Origin of the sequence: Kitasatospora sp. YST-16 (assembly GCF_026802215.1) — a bacterium.
GTDB lineage: Bacteria > Actinomycetota > Actinomycetes > Streptomycetales > Streptomycetaceae > Kitasatospora > Kitasatospora cineracea.
Genome location: NZ_CP113837.1, coordinates 4,694,737 through 4,712,925, shown reverse-complemented (window position 1 = coordinate 4,712,925; position 18,189 = coordinate 4,694,737). Strand labels below are relative to the sequence as shown.

The window sequence follows — 18,189 nt, the reverse complement described above, 5'->3', positions numbered from 1 at the left end:
CCGGCAGCCTCAGGAGGTCAGTTCGGCCACCAGCCGGTCGGCCGCCGCGTACGGGTCGAGCTCGCCCGCCGCGACCTGCCCGGCCAGCGCGTCAAGGTGCCGGTCGCCGCGCAGGTCGCCGATCCGGGCGCGCAGCGCGGCCAGCGTGATCGCCTCGACCTCCTGGGCGGCCCGGCGCCGGCGGCGGGCGTCCAGCTCGCCGGTCTCGGCCAGCCAGCCGCGGTGCTTCTCCAGCGCCTCGACGAGCTCGTCCACGCCCTCGCCGCGGGCCGCCACGGTCTTGACGATCGGCGGCCGCCAGTCGCCCGCCTGCCGGGACTCCCCCAGGCCGAGCATGTGGTTGAGCTCGCGGGCGGTGGCGTCCGCGCCGTCCCGGTCGGCCTTGTTGACCACGAACACGTCGCCGATCTCCAGGATGCCCGCCTTGGCGGCCTGGATGCCGTCGCCCATGCCGGGGGCCAGCAGCACCACCGAGGTGTCGGCCTGCGCGGCGACCTCCACCTCGGACTGCCCGACGCCGACGGTCTCCACCAGGATCACGTCGCAGCCGGCCCCGTCCAGCACCCGCAGCGCCTGCGGGGCGGCCCAGGCCAGGCCGCCGAGGTGGCCGCGGGTGGCCATCGAGCGGATGAACACCTCCGGGTCGGTGGCGTGCTCCTGCATCCGCACCCGGTCGCCGAGCAGCGCCCCGCCGGAGAACGGCGAGGACGGGTCGACGGCCAGCACCCCGACCCGCTTGCCGAGCCGGCGGTAGGCGCTCACCAGCGCCGAGGTGGAGGTGGACTTGCCCACCCCCGGCGAGCCGGTCAGGCCCACCGTGTAGGCCCGCCCGCTGTACGGGGCGAGCGCCGCCATCACCTCGCGCAGTTCGGGCGCGGCGTTCTCCACCAGCGTGATCAGCCGGGCCACCGCCCGGGGACGGCCCTGCCGGGCCTGCTCGACCAGCGTCGCCACATCGGCCATCGAAAATCGCTCCTCGCAGCAGAAAGACGGACGCCCCGCCGGGCCGCACGCGCGGCCCGACGGGGGTCCTGGGGTTTCCCGGGATTCAGGTCAGCCCTGCGCGGGGACCTTGACGATCAGCGCGTCGCCCTGGCCGCCGCCGCCGCACAGCGCGGCCGCGCCGACCCCGCCGCCGCGGCGCTGCAGCTCCAGCGCCAGGTGCAGCACCACGCGGGCGCCGGACATGCCGATCGGGTGGCCGAGCGCGATCGCGCCGCCGTTGACGTTGACGATCGAGTCGTCCACGCCGAGGTCCTTCATCGACTGGTGGGCGACGGCGGCGAACGCCTCGTTGATCTCGATCAGGTCGAGGTCGGCGACCTCCAGGCCCTCCTTGGCGAGGGCGTGCTTGATCGCGTTGGACGGCTGCGACTGCAGCGAGTTGTCCGGGCCCGCGACGTTGCCGTGCGCGCCGATCTCGGCGATCCAGCTCAGGCCCAGCTCCTCGGCCTTGGCCTTGCTCATCACCACGACCGCGGCGGCGCCGTCGGAGATCTGCGAGGAGGTGCCGGCCGTGATCGTGCCGTCCTTGGCGAAGGCGGGGCGCAGCTTGGCCAGGCCCTCGACGGTGGTGTCGGCGCGGATGCCCTCGTCCTGGCTGAACAGCACCGGCTCGCCCTTGCGCTGCGGGATCGGCACCGGGGTGATCTCGGCCTCGAACACGCCGTCGGCCTGGGCCTTGGCGGCGCGCTGGTGCGAGGCGGCCGCGATCGCGTCCTGCACGTCGCGGGTGATGCCCAGGCGGGTGTTGTGCTTCTCGGTGGACTCGCCCATCGGGATGTTCTCGTAGGCGTCGGTCAGGCCGTCGTGGGCCATCGAGTCGAGCATGCCGATCGCGCCGTACTTGAAGCCCTCGCGGGACTTCGGCAGCAGGTGCGGGGCGTTGGTCATCGACTCCTGGCCGCCGGCCACCACGATGTCGAACTCGCCGGCCCGGATCAGCTGGTCGGCCAGCGCGATCGCGTCCAGCCCGGAGAGGCAGACCTTGTTGATGCTCAGCGCCGGGACGCTCATCGGGATGCCGGCCTTGACCGCCGCCTGCCGCGCCGGGATCTGCCCCGCGCCGGCCTGCAGCACCTGTCCCATGATCACGTACTGCACCTGCCCGCCGGTGATCCCGGCCCGCTCCAGCGCGGCCTTGATGGCGAAGCCGCCCAGCTCGGCGCCGGAGAATCCCTTGAGCGAGCCGAGCAGCCGCCCCATCGGGGTGCGGGCACCTGCGACGATCACAGAAGTAGTCATGGACGAGCCCCTTCGCGCGTCGGACCAGAGGGTACGGGGGATGCGGTCAATGTACTGATCGGTCACCTCTGCGTCACCGCCGGGACGATGTGATCAGCGCTACTGGCACTTCCCAGTGAACACCGTGCCGGAACCGGGCGGGGACGTGTGAGCAGGCTCGCAGCGCGGCCCGCTGGCGTCCGGTCGGCGCGATGCGCTGCACTGGGTGCCATCCCTCACCGTCCGCACCCTCCGGAGGACACCGTGCTGACCCGCATCGACCACATCGGCATCGCCTGCTTCGACCTGGACCGGACGGTCGAGTTCTACCGCTCCGCGTACGGCTTCGAGGTGTTCCACAGCGAGGTCAACGAGGAGCAGGGGGTGCGCGAGGCGATGCTGAAGATCAACGACACCGGGGACGGCGGGGCCTCCTACCTGCAGCTGCTGGAGCCGACCCGGGAGGACTCCACGGTGGCCAAGTGGCTGGCCAAGAACGGCGAGGGCGTGCACCACATCGCGTTCGGCACCGCCGACGTGGACGCCGACGCAGCCGCGATCGCGGGCAAGGGCGTGCGGGTGCTGTACGACGAGCCGCGGCGGGGGTCGATGGGCTCCCGGATCACCTTCCTGCACCCCAAGGACTGCGGCGGCGTGCTGACCGAACTGGTCACCAGCGCGGAGCCGTCCGAGCACTGACCGGAGCCGGTCGAGAGCGGGTACGCACCGGGTACGGGGCGGGTACGGGGGCCGTCCGGCCGGTAACGAACCGGTCGGTAACTTCCGAAAAGCACCTCGCCCCCATTCCCCCGGGAGCGGCTCCCACTACAATGCCCAGGTGCGCTGGTACCTCCGGTCCGCGCACCGCAGGGGAGTCCACGACGCGGGCACGGCCGGACGGTCGCCGTTCGGATCTGTCACCATTCTCCAGAGGCAACATTTCGCTCCCGGGTCCACCCGGACGGCGGAGCGACGGCAAGGACCAACCGATCCGCCCGTGGACCACGGGGGCGGAGCGGCCCGGTCGAGGACGCGACCAGGAGATGGATGGACCGCGGAGTGCGGGGCTACGACCGCTACGAGGCTGAGGATCACCTCTCCAAGTTCGAGGCCGAGCTGGAGAAGGCCCGCAAGGAGCGGGACAAGACCATCGAGCACGCCGACGACCTCGCCTACCAGGTGGAGGTCCTCCGGGCCAAGCTGCACGAGGCCCGCCGGCAGCTCGCCCAGCCGCGCGCCTTCGACTCCGTCTCCGGCCAGGCCGAACAGGTCCTGCGCAACGCCGAGATGCAGGCCGAGGCGCTGCGCGCGGACGCCGAGCGCGCCGTGCGCGAGTCGCAGGCCGCCACCCAGCGGATGCTGGCCGAGGCCGCCGAGCGCACCGCCCAGCTGGAGGCCGAGTTCAACGCCCGGCGCCGCCGGCTGGAGGAGGAGCTCGCCGAGTTCCGGGCCGCCGCCGAGCGCCACGTCAACGAGAACGTCAGCTGGGCGGAGCAGACCCGCGCCGGCACCGAGCAGGAGGCCCAGCGCCTGCTGCAGGAGGCCCGCGCCGAGGCCGACCGGATGATGGCCGCCGTCCGCGCCGAGGCCGCCGCCCTCGCCGACCAGGCCCGCGCCCAGACCGCCGCCGACGTCGACGCCGCCCGCGGCGAGGCCCAGGCCCAGGCCGAGGCCGCCCTGCTGCGCGCCCAGACCGACGCCGAGCGCCTGCTGCGCGCCGCCTCCGAGCAGGCCCAGCAGACCGGCGCCCAGGCCGAGGAGCACCGCGCCGCCGCCCTCGGCGCCGCCCAGCAGCAGCTCGCCGACGCGCACGCCGCCGCCGAGCAGAAGCTCGCCGCCGCCGAGGCCGAGATCACCACCCTCAAGCAGCAGGCCCGCGCCGACCAGGAGCGCGCCGCGGCCGCCCTGGCCGGCGCCCAGGCCGAGATAGAGCGGCTGCGCGCCGAGGCCCTGGCCGAGACCGAGCGGGCCCGCGCCGAGGCCGCCCGGATGCGCGAGGAGGCCACCGCCGCCGCCCAGCGCCTGCAGGCCGAGGCCACCAGCGAGGCCGAGCGCAAGGTCGCCGACGGCGCCGCCGCCAGCGAGCAGCGCTCCGCCACCGCCCGCGCCGAGATCGCCAAGATGGTGGCCGCCGCCACCCGCGAGGCCGACCTGATCCGCTCCGCCGCCGCCACCGTGCAGGCCGAGGCGGACGCCGCCAAGGCCGCCGCCCGCGAGGAGAGCGAGCGCCTGCGCGGCGCCGCCGAGTCGGTCGCCAACGAGCTGCGCGCCGAGGCCGAGGCGGAGATCGCCGAGCGCCGGGCCGCCACCGAGGCCGAGGCCGCCCGGCTGCGCGAGGAGGCCGCCGCCGAGGCCGAACGGATCCGCACCGAGGCCGAGGAGGCCGGCCGGGCCGAGGGCGCCAAGGACGCCGCGCTGCGGCTGGCCCGGGCCGCCAAGCAGGCCGAGGAGGTGCTCGCCCGGGCGGGCAACGACGCCGAGTCCACCCGCAGCGAGGCCGCCGCCGAGGCCGAACGGCTGGTCGAGCACGCCAAGTCCGAGGCCGGCACCCTGCTGGAGCAGGCCCGCGAGGCCGTCGAGCAGGCGCAGAACGCCGCCATGGAGGACGCCGCCTCGATCCGCGAGCAGCTGGAGCGGATGCAGGCCGACGCCGCCCGGGCCCGCGAGCAGGCCGAGGAGCAGCGCTCCACCGCCGAGGCCGAGGCCGAACGGGTCCGGGCCGAGGCCCGCCGGCAGGCCGCGGTGCAGATCGAGGAGTCCGCGAAGCAGGCCGAGGAGCTGCTGACCAGCGCCAAGTCCGATGCGGACGCGCTGCGTTCGGGCGTCGGCGAGGAGGTCGAGCGGCTGCGCGCGGAGGCCCGCGAGCAGGCCGCCGCCGTCCAGGGCCGGGCCGAGCAGACCCTGGCCCGGGCCCGCGCCGAGGGCGAGAAGATCACCGCCGCCGCCGAGCAGGCCCGCGCCGAGAAGCTGGCCGCGGCCGAGGCCGCCGCCGAGGAGACCCGGGCCGCCGCCGAACGGCACGGCGCCGAGCTGCGCGAGCAGGCCGCCGCCGCGGCCGCCACCGTCCGGGCCGAGGCCGACGCCGCCGCCGAGGCGCTGCGGGCCGACACCGCCCAGTGGGCCGAGCAGCACCGCGCCGAGGCCGAGGAGGCCGGCCGGATCCTCCGCGCCGACGCCGAGGACGCCGCCCGCGCCGTCGCCCAGCGGGCCGAGGCCGCCGCCGAGGCGCTGCGCGAGGAGGCCGCCGCCGCCCGCGAGGCCGCCCGCGCCGACCTGGAGCGCGACCAGGCGCAGACCGCCGAGAAGCTGGCCGAGGCCGCCGCCGTCCGGGAGGCCGCCGACGGCGAGGCCGAGCAGGTCCGCGAGGCCGCCCGCACCGAGGCCGCCGCGCTGCGCGAGAGCGCCGCCACCGACGCCGCCCGGGCCCGCGCCGACGCCGAGCAGGACGCCGAGCGGCTGCGCACCGAGGCCGAGCAGGCCCTGGCCGCCGCCCGCACGGACGCCGCCGCCCTGGGCACCGAGGCCGCCGCCGACCGGGCCGAGGCGGCCCGGCTGCGCGAGGAGGCCGAGGGCTACGACCGCGAACTGCGGGCCGCCGCCGACCGCGAGACCGCCGAACTGCGCGAGACCGCCGAGCGCGAGACCGCCGAGCTGCGCGCCGCCGCCGAGCGCGAGAGCGCCGAACTGCGCGAGCGGGCCGAGCGGGAGACCACCGAGCAGCGCACCGCCGCCGAGGCGTACGACCGCGAACTGCGCGCCGCCGCCGAGCGGGAGACCGCCGAGCTGCGCGCCACCGCCGAGCGCGAGAGCACCGAACTGCGGGAGAGCGCCGAGGCGTACGACCGCGAGCTGCGGGCGACCGCCGAGCGGGAGACCGCGGAGCTGCGCGAGCGGGCCGAGCACGCCGCCGAGCAGCCGCGGGCGAACGGCGAGGCGCGGGCCGCCGAGCTGGTCGCGGCGGCCGAGCAGGAGGCCGCCGAGGTCCGCCAGTCGGTGGCCGGCATGCACGAGAAGGCCACCGGGCAGATCGCCGAGCTGCGGGCCGCGGCCGAGCGGGAGAGCACCGAGCTGCGCGAGAGCGCCGAGGCGTACGACCGCGAGCTGCGGGCCACCGCGGAGCGGGAGAGCGCCGAACTGCGGGCCGCGGTCGCGGAGTTCGTGCAGCAGCAGCGGGCCGAGGCGGAGGCCGCCGGGCAGCGCGTGCTGGCCGAGGCGGAGGAGTTGGCGGCGGCGGCGCTGGCGGAGGCCGAGGAGCGGTCGGCCGCGCTGCGCTCGGACGCCGAGGAGTACGCGCTGGCGACCCGGACGCTGGCGGAGGACTTCGACGCGGACATCCGCGGCCGGGCCGAGTCCTTCGACCGGGAGACCCGGGAGGCCGCCGAGGCGTACGACAAGGCGACCCGCGAGCAGGCGAAGTCGGTGCTGGAGAAGGCGTTCGCGGACGCCGAGCAGCTCGGCGAGGAGGCCCAGGCGGAGGCGCTGGCGGTGGCCGCGGCCGCCGAGGAGCAGTCCGACGCGATGGTGTCGGCGGCCCGCCAGGAGGCGGAGCGGCTGCGCGCCGAGGCCGAGGCGCAGGGCAAGGCCGAGGTGGAGAAGGCCCGTTCGGACGCGGACGCGCTGCTCTCGGAGGCCCGGCGGGACTCCACGGCGATCCGCGAGCGGGCCGAGGAGCTGCGCGAGCGCACCGACGCCGAGATCGAGGCGCTGCACGAGCGGGCCCGCAAGGAGAACGCGCAGGCGATGAAGTCCGCCGGCGAGCGGGTGGACGCGCTGGTGACGGCGGCCCAGGAGCAGCTGACCGAGGCCGAGGAGCAGGCGCAGGCGCAGGTCGCGGAGGCCGAGGAGCGGGCCGCGGAGCTGATCGCGGCGGCCGAGTCCCGGGTGTCCGAGCTGACGTCGGAGGCGTCCGCGGAGGCGGGCCGGGTGCGGATCGCCGCGGTGCGCAAGGCCGAGACGCTGCTCAAGGAGGCCGAGAACAAGCTGGCCGACTCCACCACCCGGGCCGAGGCGCTGATCATCAAGGCGGAGGCGAAGCTCAAGGCCGCCGAGATGGAGTCCGAGGAGCAGTTGGAGGCGGCGGCCGACGAGGCCGCGTCCCGGCTCAAGCGCGCCGACGAGGAGGCCGAGAAGCGGATCCGCCGGGCCGGTTCGGACGCCGAGGAGCAGCTGCGGCTGGCCGCGGAGGAGAGCGAGCGGATCCTCGCCGAGGCGAAGTCCGAGGCCAAGCGCGTGACCGACGAGGGCCAGCGGGAGTTGGACGAGCTGGTCCGTCGGCGCAAGGACATCAACACCGAGATCTCTCGGGTCCAGGACGTGCTGTCGGCGTTGGAGGCGTTCGAGGCGCCCGCCGCGTCGGCCCACGGCAACGGGGGAAGCAAGAAGGACGGAGGGCCCAAGGCAGGTGCCGGAGTGGGCTCTCCGCGGTCGGGAGGCAATCGCTCCGGGGGCGCGCCACCCGATTGAGCGGACATTGTCCGCGAACCGACGGCGTTTCGCCGTTGACACTCCGGTACCGTGTCAGGATTCCCTCAACCATCTCAGCGGTTTGACGACAGGAAGCCCAGAAATCCCATGAGCGACAGTCACTCCCCGCACGGCTTCGACCTGGTACGCCGTGGGTACGAGCGCGCCCAGGTCGACGAGCGGATCGCCAAGCTGGTGGCCGACCGAGACAGCGCGCTCTCCCGGATCAGCGCGCTGGAGAAGCGCATCGAGGAACTCCACCTGGAGACCCAGACGGCCCAGGCCGCGGTCACCGACGCGGAGCCCTCGTACGCCGGCCTCGGTGCCCGCGTCGAGAAGATCCTCCGCCTCGCCGAGGAGGAGGCCAAGGACCTGCGCGACGAGGCGCACCGCGCCGCCGAGCAGCACCGCGAGCTGGCCGAGGCCGCCGCGCAGCAGGTCCGCACCGAGGCCGAGAACTACGCCAAGGACCGCAAGGCCAAGGCGGAGGACGAGGGCCTGCGGATCGTCGACAAGGCCAAGTCGGACGCGGCGCAGCTGCGGGCCGAGGCCAACAAGGACGCGCAGAACAAGCGCGAGGAGGCGGACGCCCTCTTCGAGGAGACCCGCACCAAGGCCGCCCAGGCCGCCCTGGAGTTCGAGACCAACCTGGCCAAGCGCCGGGAGCAGTCCGAGCGCGACCTGGCGGCCCGTCAGGCCAAGGCGGAGAAGCGCCTGGCCGAGATCGAGCACCGGGCGGAGCAGCTGCGCCTGGAGGCCGAGAAGCTGCGCACCGACGCGGAGCGCCGCTCCCGGCAGACCATCGAGACGGCGCAGCGCCAGGCCGAGGACATCGTGGCCGACGCCAACGCGAAGGCCGACCGGGTCCGCAGCGAGTCGGAGCGCGAGCTGGCGGCGCTCACCAACCGCCGCGACTCGATCAACGCCCAGCTGACCAACGTGCGCGAGATGCTGGCCACGCTGACCGGTGCGGCGGTCGCGGCGGCCTCCCAGCCGACCGACGACTCGCTGGGCGTGCCGGCGCAGCAGTCGCGCTGACACCCTGTCCGGACACCGCTGAAGTCCAGAACGGCCCGAGGGGGCCCGGAGCTCGTGCTCCGGGCCCCCTCGGCGCGTTCCGGCGGCCGTCCGGCTACTTGACCCGCTTGAGCAGGGCCCGGACGGCGGTGTTGAAGGTCTCGGGGGCCTCCAGCGAGGAGAGGTGGCCGACCGCCGGGATGACGGTCAGTTCGGCGTCGGAGAGCGCCTCGGCCATCATCCGGGCCTCGCTGAGCGGGGTGACGGTGTCGAGTTCGCCGACGATGACCGCGGCGGGGACGTCCAGGGCGGCCAGTTCGTCCAGCGAGTCGGGGCGGGCGGCCATCGCGCGCTGCGCCCAGGCGACCGCGGCCGGGTCGGCCTCGGCGATCATCCGCCGTACCGCGTCGGTGAGTTCGGGGTCGGTGCCGGGGGCGAGCAGCTTCTCCGCCATCTGCTCCTCGATGAGCAGCTCGACGTTGCCGCGCTCCAGGACGGCGGCGGCGATCCGCTCCCGGTTGGCGCGGGCGGCGTCGGTGTCGGTGGTGGCCTTGGTGTCGGCGAGGACGAGTCCGGCCAGCCGGCCGGGGTGGCGGCGGGCGAAGGCCATCGCCACGTAGCCGCCCATCGACAGGCCGGCCAGGACGGCCCGTTCGACGCCGAGCGCGTCCAGCAGGTCGGCCAGGTCGTCGGCGGCGGTGTCCAGCGACGGGGGCAGGTCGCCGAGCGGGGCGGTGCCGAAGCCGCGCTGGTCCGGCGCGATCACCCGGGCGTCGTCCCCGGCCGGGCCGGGGACGCGCTCCAGTTGGACCTCCCACATCCGCGCGGGGAGCGGGAAGGCGTGCAGCAGGACGAGCGGGGTGCCGGTGCCGTTCTCGCGGACGGCCGGCGCGCTGGACGAGGTCATGGTTCCACCGTAGGGCCCGCCGGGCACGCCCCGGACGCAGGTTGTCCGATTCATCCGCTTTTTGCCATAACCTGGCTCCAGACCAAGGAGCGGCAGATGATCGAGTTGCACCACCTGACGAAGCGTTATGGCGACAAGTTGGCCGTCGACGATCTGAGCTTCCGGATCCCGGAGGGCGTGGTGACCGGTTTCCTCGGACCGAACGGCGCCGGCAAGTCCACCACCATGCGCATGATCCTCGACCTCGACCACCCGACCGGCGGCGAGGTCACCATCAACGGCAGGCACTACTCCGGGATCCAGGACCCGCTGCGGCAGATCGGCGCCCTGCTGGAGGCCAAGGCCGTCCACCCCGGCCGCACCGCGTACGACCACCTGCTCTGGCTGGCCCAGTCCAACCGGGTGCCGCGCGGCCGGGTCGACGAGGTGCTCGACCTGGTCGGCCTGACCGCGGTGGCCAGGAAGCGCGCCCGCGGCTTCTCGCTCGGCATGGGCCAGCGCCTGGGCATCGCCTCCGCACTGCTGGCCGACCCGCAGACCCTGATGTTCGACGAGCCGGTGAACGGCCTCGACCCCGAGGGCATCCTGTGGATCCGCAACCTGATGAAGCGCCTGGCCTCCGAGGGCCGCACCGTCTTCGTCTCCTCCCACCTGATGAGCGAGATGGCGCTGACCGCCGACCACCTGGTGGTGATCGGCCGCGGCCGGCTGCTCGCCGACCTCCCGATGGCCGAGTTCATCAAGCGCAACTCCCGCTCCGCGGTCCGCCTGCGCACCCCCCACCAGGAACAGCTACTGAACGCCCTGCACGGCGCCGGCCTGCGGGCCGAGAGCGGCCCCGACGGCTCCTGGGAGGTCGTCGACGGCGACCCGGCCTTCCTCGGCGACCTGGCCGCCGCGCACGGCGTCACCCTGCACGAGCTGAGCCCGCAGCAGGCGTCGCTGGAGGAGGCGTTCATGCAGATGACCGCGAGTTCGGTGGAGTACCACATGGGGGCCGGGGCGACCCCCGAGCAGCCGCCCGCCGCCTGGGGCGAGGGCTGGAACGGGCGCAAGTCCGGAAAGGAGAGCTGAGATGGCCGCGTTCCCCGCCGTCGCCCAGTCCGAGTGGACCAAGATCCGCAGCGTCCGCTCCACCGTCTGGTCGCTGGTCTCGGTCTTCCTGATCACCGCCGCGCTGGGCCTGGCGATCAGCCTGGTCGCCCGGAACAACGCGTCGGACTTCACCCGGGACGGCGTGCCCTTCGACGCCACCGCCGTCTCGTTCATCGGCGTCGGCTTCGGCCGGCTCGCCATCGTGGTGTTCGGCGTGCTGGCCGTCGGCAACGAGTACAGCAGCGGCATGATCCGGGTCTCGCTGGCCGCCGTCCCGCAGCGCGGCACCCTGCTGGCCGCCAAGACCGCCGTACTGGGCGCCCTGGCGCTGGCCGCCTCGCTGGTGACGGTGTTCATCACCTTCTTCCTCGGCCAGGCCGCGCTCGGCAGCGGGCTGTCCACCTCGCTGGGCTCGGACAACGTGCTGCGGGCGGTGTTCGGCACCGCGCTCTACCTGACCCTGCTGTGCCTGCTCTCGGCCGGCGTCACGGTGATGGTGCGCCACCAGATCCTGGCGCTGGCGATCCTGGTGCCGTTCATCCTGCTGGTCTCGCCGATCCTGTCGATCGTCCCCGTGGTGAAGAACGCCGTCCACTACTTCCCGGACCAGGCGGGCTCGGCCGTCACCCAGGTCTTCCCGACCGACGACCTGCCGTACGGGCCGTGGGCCGGCCTGCTGATCTGCGCGGCCTGGACGGTCGCGGCCCTGCTCGGCGGCTACCTGGTGCTGAGGAAGCGCGACGCCTGAGGGCCCGTCAGCCGTCAGTACTTCGGAGCGCCGCGGCCCCGCAGCACGTTGGAGCCGCGGCGCTCCCGCGCTCCCCAGCAGGCCCGGTGCCAGTGCCGCCGGTCGTCGACGCCGCCGCCGTGGTCGGGCCAGGCCACCACGTGGCCGACGCCGGGCGGGATCTCCTGGTCGCAGCCGGGGCACCGGTAGTACCGCCCGGCGGTGCCGGCCACGGTCTGCACCACCCAGTCCTCGCCCCGGTACTCCTCCACCCGGCGCAGCGAACTCCCCATCGGCGCACCGCTGCCGCGGTCCTCGGGCTTGTCGATCCGGTTGCGGCGGGGTGACACGGGACTCCCTCTCTCGGCACGGTGTCCCTCCAGGGTACGGGCCGCGCCGGGCCCGCGGGGCGGGAGCGCCCCGCCGTCCGGCGGTGACCGGCGGGCCCCGTGCCGCGTTGTACCCCGGGGGCCGCCGGCCGTCCCGCGGGCCCCGTCCGCCCCATTAGCACGGGCGGTGGGCGGTCGCCGGCGTTTCGGCGGTAATCCACCCTTTCCCCGGGGAAATCGCGGGTTCGGCGTGCCATTGGCACATGACATGGGTTACTCACGTGGTGACACGGCGGGGCCGCGACCCTGCGCGGTACCGATGGAGGCACCCGATGACGAAGACCACCGCCCGGCCCGAGGCCCGTTCCGCCGCCCCGCGGACGGTTGGCGCCGGGGTGGTGCCCGCGGAGCGGCCCGAGCAGTCGCCGGGCGCCGGCACGGACGCGATCCGGGTCGGCGCCTTCCTGCTGTCCGCGCAGTTCCCGGGCCAGGACCACGGCGAGGCGCTGGAGCGGACGCTCTCGGCCGCGACGGCCGCCGAGCGGGCGGGCCTGGACGCGGTGTGGCTGGCCGAGCACCACTTCGTGCCGTACGGGGTCTGCCCGGACGCGGCGACGCTGGCCGCGATGCTGCTGGGCCGCACCCGGCGGATCGGGGTGGGCACCGCGGTGAGCGTGCTGAGCACCCGTCACCCGGTGGCGCTGGGCGAGCAGGCGGCGCTGCTGCACCTGACCTCGGGCGGCCGGTTCACCCTGGGCGTGGGGCGCGGCGGGCCGTGGATCGACCTGGCGGTGTTCGGCAGCGGCCTGGAGGCGTACGAGCAGGGCTTCCCGGAGCGGCTGGACCTGCTGCTGCGCTGGCTGCGCGGGGCCCGGGTGGGCGCGGCGGGGCCGCAGTTCGCGTTCCCGGAGGTGGCGGTGGTGCCGCGGGCCGCCGAGCCGGGCCGGCGGGCGGACCTGGCGGGCTGGCTGGGCCTGGAGGGCGCGGTGATCCCGCGCCAGCGCCAGGACGAGGCGGCGCCGGCCCGGTCGGGCCCGCCGGTGGTGGTGGCCTGCACCTCGCCGGGCGGGGTCCGGACGGCCGCCGAGCGGGGCCTGCCGATGCTGCTGGGCATGCACTCGGGCGACGAGGACAAGCGGGAGATGCTGGCCGCGTACCGGGCGGCCTGGCGGGCGGCGGGACGCGGCGAGGAGCAGCTGGCCCGGGTGGAGCGGGAGCACGTGGCGGCGGGCGTGGCGCAGGTCGACGACCGGGCGGGGGCGGCCCGGGCCAGCCTGCTGCGGGCGATGCCGGACTTCTTCGCGCACGGGCTGGGCGCGCACCGCACGGTGGACGGCCGGGAGCGCTCGATGCGCGACCCGCGGGCGTACACCGAGCTGCTGTGCGACCTGCACGCGGTGGGCACGCCCCGGCAGTGCGCGGACCGGCTGCTGGCGACCGCGGAGCGCACCGGCATCCGGCGCTTCGCGCTGCTGGCGGAGGGCTCGGGCGACACCGCGGCGACGCTGCACAACCTGGACCGGCTGGGCGCGGAGGTGCTGCCGCAGCCGCCCTGAGGGCCGCCGCCGGTCCCGGGGGCGCCGCGGAGGCACTGCGGCCGCGCCGCGGAGGCGCTGCGCGGGCCCGTGGCGCGGCCGCGGGCCGCCCCGGGTCCGGGAGGACCGGGGGCCCGCGTTCGGCTGCCGTGCGGCCGCCGGGCGTGCGTCGGCGGGCGGACGGCGCCGGGCCGTGACGTCGGATCAGCAGTCGCGCAGTTCCGGCGACTGGTTGAGCAGCTGGCCCCGGATCGAGGTGAAGCGGGCGAGCCGCGCCTCGGTGTCGGGGCCGGGGGCGAAGACCGCGACCCGGTGGCAGTTCTGGAACGCCAGCTGGACGCCGAAGTGCCGCTGCAGGGCGCCCCGGATCGCGTCGCTGGCCAGCGCGCGGAGCAGTTGCCCGCGCTCCTGCTCGCTCGGCGGGGGGACTTCGTTGTCGGCGAAGTCGGTTCCGTCGACCTCCAGTTGGGCGACCAGCGAGCTGATCATGTCCCAGGCGTAGGGCAGCGAGGTGCGGACACAGTCGACGAACTCCCGCTCGTCGACCTCGCCTCGTTCGGCCTTCTCCAGCAGGGCCGGTGAGACGTCGAGCGACATGGGTTCTCCTCTCGTGGTCCGCTCCGACGTGGTCGCCGGGGCGGTGGTGCCGGTGCGGTGCGGTGGTGCGGCGGTGCGGTGGTGCGGTCGGCGCCGGGGGTGGGGCGCCGGGACGCCGGGACTGACGTGCGGTGAACCCCGCGCGTCGTTCGAGTGGTGACGGCGCGACGACCCGGTGGACGCCGCGCGTCGGGGGGTTCGGGCCGGGGGTCAGACCAGCGTGGCAGGCCCCCTCTCACCCGGGCTGGTGAATCAACGGATTGCCGCCCGAAACACCCCTCCCGAGGGGAGATTGGCCGGAATCCGCCGTGTCCCAACCCTGTGCGCCGAGCTGCGGCCCCTCACCGCACGTGCTCGTGCGGTCACCATGTTTCGCCGCTCCCGCCCGGCCGACACCCGCCGCGCGCACACTCGCTTCAAACGGCTCCCGGGCCCGCTCCGCCCGGACCGGCTGTCTCGGGATTCCGCCGCCTCGGCCCCACCGGCCCGCCCGCCGCCGGCCGGCCGCTCCCCCGTCCGCCCCGCCCCTCCGGAATCGAACACGGACCGGGGCACTCCCGGCGGGCCTTAGGCTTGTCCCCATGCGTCTTGTCATCGCCAAGTGCACCGTGGACTACGCGGGCCGCCTCGCTGCACATCTGCCCTCCGCCGTGCGCCTGGTGATCGTGAAGGCCGACGGGAGCGTCAGCATCCACGCCGACGACCGGGCCTACAAGCCGCTGAACTGGATGTCGCCGCCGTGCTCCCTCAAGGAGGCCGACGGCGTGTGGACGGTCACCAACAAGGCCGGCGAGAAGCTGATCATCACGCTGGAGGACGTCCACCACGACTCCTCGCACGAACTCGGCGTCGACCCCGGCCTGATCAAGGACGGCGTGGAGGCCCACCTCCAGGAACTGCTCGCCGACCGGATGGAGGTGCTCGGCTCCGGCTGGCAGCTGATCCGCCGCGAGTACCCCACCCCGATCGGCCCGGTCGACATCCTCTGCCGCGACTCCGACGGCGCCACCGTCGCCATCGAGATCAAGCGCCGCGGCGAGATCGACGGCGTCGAGCAGCTCACCCGCTACCTCGAACTCCTCAACCGGGACCCGCTGCTGGCCCCCGTCAAGGGCGTCTTCGCGGCCCAGGAGATCAAGCCGCAGGCCCGGGTGCTGGCCACCGACCGCGGCATCGGCTGCGTCGTCCTCGACTACGACGAGCTGCGCGGCATCGACGACGACAAGCTCAAGCTCTTCTAGCCCCTCCCTGGCCGGTCCCGCCTCCCGCCCCCGCCAGGGGCGCCGTCCGACCCGGCTGCCACAATCCCGGCATGCCCGTTCGCAGCACCGCCGGGGCCGGCCCGTACGAGACGCACCTGACGCTGGCACCGGCCGAGGCCGGCGCGCTGGCGGGCTGGGCCGCCGCGCACGGCCTGGAGTTCACCCACATCCTGCTGGCCCGCGGCCGGCACCCCTCGCAGCCGATGCTGTCCTGGCGCGCCGAGGGCACGCTGGCCGCGCAGCACCGCCGGGCCGTCGCCGAGACGGCCCGGCTGCGGGCGGCCGGGTTCACCCCGGTCCGGGTCAAGATCGAGGCCGCGCCCTGGGTGCCGGGCGTCCCGGGCACCGACGCCGAGGCCGAACGCGCCGACCCCGCCCACTACTTCGAACACCACGTGAAGATCCGGCTGGCCCCCGGCACCCCCCGCGCGGCCCTGGCCCGCGCCGCGTCCGGCCACGGCGCGCACGTCTCCTGGAACGCCCGCCGCACCGAACCCGACGGCCACCGCCAGTACTTCGTCACCCAGCGCTGCCACCGGGTCGGCCTGGCCACCGCCACCGCCCGCCTGGACCGCCTGACCGCCGCCCTCACCGCCGCCGGCTTCCCGCCGCTGAAGGCCGAGCGCGAGTACGTGGTGCACGACTCGGCGCTCGCCCTGGACGACGGCTGGCTCGACGACGACACCCCGACCGAGGAGCTGCCGTGAGCGCCGCCCACGACGCCGACGACCTGGCCCGCCGCTTCCCCGAGGAGCTTCCGCTGACGTTCCGTCCGATCGGGGACGGGCGGGCCCGGCAGAGTGCGCTCTTCGACCCGTCGCTCAAGCAGTACTCCCGCGCCTACCGGACCTCCGACCCGCGCTACGCCGACCCGGCGTTGGCCACCGCCTGGTTGGCCGCCCGCCGCACCGCGATGGACGCCGTGCTGTCCGCCGTCGCCGCCTCCCGCTGGGCCGAGCACCTGGTGCTGCGCGGCTCGGTCGTGCTGCGCGCCTGGTTCGGCGCCGCCGCCCGCGAACCCGGCGACCTGGACTTCGTCCTCACCCCCGCCGACTGGACGCCCGACGACCCGCGCACCGCCGAGCTGCTGCACGACCTGACCGCCGCCGTCCCCACCACCGGGCCGGTCCGCTTCCTGCCCGACGAGGCCGTCCACGAGGAGATCTGGACGTACGAGCGCGTCCCGGGCCGCCGCCTGCTGCTGCCCTGGACGGCCGACGGGCTGCCCGGCGGCGGCATCCAGCTGGACTTCGTCTTCACCGAGCACCTGCCGCTGCCGCCCGAGCCGCTGGAGGCCGCCCCGGGCGCGGTGCTGCGCGTCGCCGGACGGGAGCTCTCGCTGGCCTGGAAACTCCTCTGGCTGGCCACCGACCACTACCCGCAGCCCAAGGACCTGTACGACGCGGTGCTGCTCGCCGAGTCCGCCCCGCTGCGGTACGGGGTGCTGCGCGAGGTGTTCACCGGCGGCGAGGCGTGGCTGGCCGAGGCCCCGCCCGGGCCGGACGCCGTCCCCGGCGCCGAACCGGACACCGCCGCCGCCGACTGGGCGCACTTCCGCGAGGAGTACCCGGAGCTGACCACCTCCGGCGAGGAGCTGTCCCGCCGCCTGGCCGCCGCGCTGGCCCCCGCCTTCGCCGAAGTCCCGGACGCCGAACGCGCCGACTGGTGGGCCGAGGGCTGGGCGGCCCGCCTGCGCGCGGAACACGCCGCCGGGGGCCTGGACGCCGCCGAGGACTGGCTCCGCGCCCGGAACGCCTCCCTGGGCGTCGCCCGCCGCCTCCTGCAACGCGCCCTCGGCCCGGACGCCCCCGACCCCCTGGACGCCCTGCTCTCCCGCCCGGCCTGGGCCTGGTACGCCCGCATCCTCGCCCGCGGGCACATCAGCCTGGAGCAACTGCTGAACTGACGCCCCGCCACCGTCAGGGCGTGGTCCCGCCGGTGGTCGTGCCGCCCGCGGTCGTCCCGCCGGTGCTCCCCCCGGTGGTGGTGCCGCCGGTGGTCGTCCCGCCCGTCGTGCCGGTGCCGCCGGTCGTCGTGCCCCCGGTGGTGCCCGTGCCGCCGGTCGTCGTGCCGGTGCCGCCCGTGGTCGTGCCGCCCGTGCCGGTGGTGCCACCGGTGGTCGTGCCGCCCGTGGTGGTCCCGCCGGTGCTGCCCCCGGTGGTGGTGCCGCCCGTGCTGCCGCCGGTGGTCCCTCCGGTGCTGCCGCCGCTCGTGCTGCCGCCGGCGGTGCTGCCCCCGGTGGTCCCTCCGGTGCTGCTGCCGCCCGTGCTGCCGCCGGTGGTGCCCCCGGTGCTGCCGCCCGTGCCCGGCTTCGTGGTGGTGGCCGTGGTGGTCGGGGCGGTGGTGGTCTTGTGGGTGGCCGTGGGGCTGGTGCTCGCCGGGCCGGTGGCGGAGGCCGTCGGGCTGTCGCTGCCGCCGGGGCTGTCCGTCGCGGTGGGGCTGCCGCTGTCGGAGGGCGTGGAGGTGGGTGAGGTGCTGGGGCGGGGGTGGTGGTGGGGTCGAGCGGGGGAGGTCGTCCGCAGAGTTGCCGGTGCGGTCGCCGCCGGGGTGGTCGTCGCCGCCGGCGGCGACGCCTATCGCGGTGCCGAACACGCCGAGCGCCATCACGGCCGCGCCCGCGAGCAGGACGGTCTTGCGGGCCCCGCGCGGGGCGCGCTTGCGCAGCCGGCCGGGGACGACCTGGGCGATCGCCCGGATGGAGCGGCGGCGGCGGGCGGGTGCGGCGCCGGAGCCGGCGGTGAGCGCGGCGGTCTCCTCCAGCCGGATCACGTCGAGCATCCGGCGGGCTCCGGCGGCGCCGCGCTGCTCTCCGGCGGCGGCGCGCAGCGCGACCGCGGCCTCGAGTTCGGCGACGGCCCGCTGCGGGCTGCCGGAGCAGAGCGCGTGCACGCCCAACTCGTGGTGGAACCAGCCCTGTTCGGCGGTGGCGCCGAGCATCCTGGCGGCTTCCAGGCCGAGTTGCAGGGCGCGTTCCCAGGCGCCCCAGCGCAGCGACAGCGCGAGGGCGGGGGCGGCGGCCCGGGCCAGGCGGAGG

General features: G+C 75.6%; 14 protein-coding genes. 9 read left to right on the top strand and 5 right to left on the bottom strand.

Translation table 11 applies throughout. The features are described from left to right. Positions 1 to 9: 9 nt before the first annotated feature. Both meaB and OU787_RS21640 read right to left on the bottom strand, forming a co-directional pair. Positions 10 to 963 carry a methylmalonyl Co-A mutase-associated GTPase MeaB gene (gene meaB, locus OU787_RS21645; protein WP_030457698.1) on the bottom strand — a complete coding sequence of 318 codons (954 nt, stop codon included), beginning with the start codon at positions 961 to 963 and terminating at the stop codon, positions 10 to 12. A gap of 90 nt (positions 964 to 1,053) precedes the next feature. Beyond that, a complete protein-coding gene (locus OU787_RS21640; protein ID WP_268660305.1) occupies positions 1,054 to 2,244 on the bottom strand; it encodes an acetyl-CoA C-acetyltransferase in 1,191 nt (396 codons plus the stop codon). A 243-nt stretch (positions 2,245 to 2,487) separates the two neighbouring features. Between OU787_RS21640 and mce the strand changes: the two genes are divergently transcribed. From mce to OU787_RS21625, 3 genes are all read left to right on the top strand, one after another. Next, positions 2,488 to 2,922 (top strand): methylmalonyl-CoA epimerase, encoded by a 435-nt coding sequence (gene mce, locus OU787_RS21635; RefSeq protein WP_030457700.1) that lies wholly within the window; start codon positions 2,488 to 2,490, stop codon positions 2,920 to 2,922. Between the two features lie 348 nt (positions 2,923 to 3,270). Then, positions 3,271 to 7,686 (top strand): hypothetical protein, encoded by a 4,416-nt coding sequence (locus OU787_RS21630; RefSeq protein ID WP_268660304.1) that lies wholly within the window; start codon positions 3,271 to 3,273, stop codon positions 7,684 to 7,686. A gap of 108 nt (positions 7,687 to 7,794) precedes the next feature. Further along, positions 7,795 to 8,724: a cellulose-binding protein gene (locus OU787_RS21625; protein WP_030457702.1), complete on the top strand. Its 930-nt coding sequence runs from the start codon at positions 7,795 to 7,797 to the stop codon at positions 8,722 to 8,724. 94 nt (positions 8,725 to 8,818) lie between these two features. Here the strand turns inward: OU787_RS21625 and OU787_RS21620 are convergent, their stop codons facing one another. Next, positions 8,819 to 9,610, bottom strand: a complete 792-nt coding sequence (locus OU787_RS21620) for an alpha/beta fold hydrolase (RefSeq protein WP_268660303.1) — start codon at positions 9,608 to 9,610, stop codon at positions 8,819 to 8,821. A 96-nt stretch (positions 9,611 to 9,706) separates the two neighbouring features. On the opposite strand from OU787_RS21620, the gene OU787_RS21615 reads away from it, so the two are divergent. Together OU787_RS21615 and OU787_RS21610 are read left to right on the top strand one after the other, a co-directional pair. Then, on the top strand, positions 9,707 to 10,684 hold the full coding sequence (locus OU787_RS21615) for an ABC transporter ATP-binding protein (RefSeq protein WP_030457704.1): 978 nt from the start codon (positions 9,707 to 9,709) through the stop codon (positions 10,682 to 10,684). Between the two features lies 1 nt (position 10,685). After that, entirely contained in the window at positions 10,686 to 11,453 is a 768-nt protein-coding gene (locus OU787_RS21610; RefSeq protein WP_030457705.1) for an ABC transporter permease, read from the top strand. A 14-nt stretch (positions 11,454 to 11,467) separates the two neighbouring features. On the opposite strand, the gene OU787_RS21605 is transcribed toward OU787_RS21610, so the two are convergent. Beyond that, complete coding sequence (locus tag OU787_RS21605) at positions 11,468 to 11,782, bottom strand: hypothetical protein (RefSeq protein WP_030457706.1); 315 nt, start codon at positions 11,780 to 11,782, stop codon at positions 11,468 to 11,470. 425 nt (positions 11,783 to 12,207) lie between these two features. On the opposite strand from OU787_RS21605, the gene OU787_RS21600 reads away from it, so the two are divergent. Next, complete coding sequence (locus OU787_RS21600) at positions 12,208 to 13,317, top strand: LLM class flavin-dependent oxidoreductase (protein ID WP_268661902.1); 1,110 nt, start codon at positions 12,208 to 12,210, stop codon at positions 13,315 to 13,317. A gap of 183 nt (positions 13,318 to 13,500) precedes the next feature. On the opposite strand, the gene OU787_RS21595 is transcribed toward OU787_RS21600, so the two are convergent. Further along, positions 13,501 to 13,893, bottom strand: a complete 393-nt coding sequence (locus tag OU787_RS21595; RefSeq protein ID WP_030457708.1) for an SCO5389 family protein — start codon at positions 13,891 to 13,893, stop codon at positions 13,501 to 13,503. 581 nt (positions 13,894 to 14,474) lie between these two features. Here OU787_RS21595 and nucS point away from each other — a divergent pair. From nucS to OU787_RS21580, 3 genes are all read left to right on the top strand, one after another. Then, the gene (gene nucS / locus OU787_RS21590) at positions 14,475 to 15,134 is read left to right on the top strand and encodes an endonuclease NucS (protein WP_268660302.1); all 660 of its coding nucleotides are present in this window, start codon (positions 14,475 to 14,477) and stop codon (positions 15,132 to 15,134) included. 71 nt (positions 15,135 to 15,205) lie between these two features. Continuing rightward, positions 15,206 to 15,862 (top strand): hypothetical protein, encoded by a 657-nt coding sequence (locus OU787_RS21585; RefSeq protein WP_268660301.1) that lies wholly within the window; start codon positions 15,206 to 15,208, stop codon positions 15,860 to 15,862. Beyond that, on the top strand, positions 15,859 to 17,061 hold the full coding sequence (locus tag OU787_RS21580) for a nucleotidyl transferase AbiEii/AbiGii toxin family protein (protein ID WP_268660300.1): 1,203 nt from the start codon (positions 15,859 to 15,861) through the stop codon (positions 17,059 to 17,061). Before OU787_RS21585 ends, OU787_RS21580 begins: the two co-directional genes overlap by 4 nt. The last annotated feature ends 1,128 nt before the right edge of the window (positions 17,062 to 18,189 follow it).

Excerpts from the sequence above, each read along its gene's own strand:
- OU787_RS21595 (WP_030457708.1), bottom strand. The coding sequence starts at position 13,893 with ATGTCGCTCGACGTCTCACCGGCCCTGCTGGAGAAGGCCGAACGAGGC.
- OU787_RS21620 (WP_268660303.1), bottom strand. The coding sequence starts at position 9,610 with ATGACCTCGTCCAGCGCGCCGGCCGTCCGCGAGAACGGCACCGGCACC.
- OU787_RS21630 (WP_268660304.1), top strand. The coding sequence starts at position 3,271 with ATGGACCGCGGAGTGCGGGGCTACGACCGCTACGAGGCTGAGGATCAC.
- meaB (WP_030457698.1), bottom strand. The coding sequence starts at position 963 with ATGGCCGATGTGGCGACGCTGGTCGAGCAGGCCCGGCAGGGCCGTCCC.
- nucS (WP_268660302.1), top strand. The coding sequence starts at position 14,475 with ATGCGTCTTGTCATCGCCAAGTGCACCGTGGACTACGCGGGCCGCCTC.
- OU787_RS21615 (WP_030457704.1), top strand. The coding sequence starts at position 9,707 with ATGATCGAGTTGCACCACCTGACGAAGCGTTATGGCGACAAGTTGGCC.
- OU787_RS21625 (WP_030457702.1), top strand. The coding sequence starts at position 7,795 with ATGAGCGACAGTCACTCCCCGCACGGCTTCGACCTGGTACGCCGTGGG.
- OU787_RS21610 (WP_030457705.1), top strand. The coding sequence starts at position 10,686 with ATGGCCGCGTTCCCCGCCGTCGCCCAGTCCGAGTGGACCAAGATCCGC.
- OU787_RS21640 (WP_268660305.1), bottom strand. The coding sequence starts at position 2,244 with ATGACTACTTCTGTGATCGTCGCAGGTGCCCGCACCCCGATGGGGCGG.
- OU787_RS21585 (WP_268660301.1), top strand. The coding sequence starts at position 15,206 with ATGCCCGTTCGCAGCACCGCCGGGGCCGGCCCGTACGAGACGCACCTG.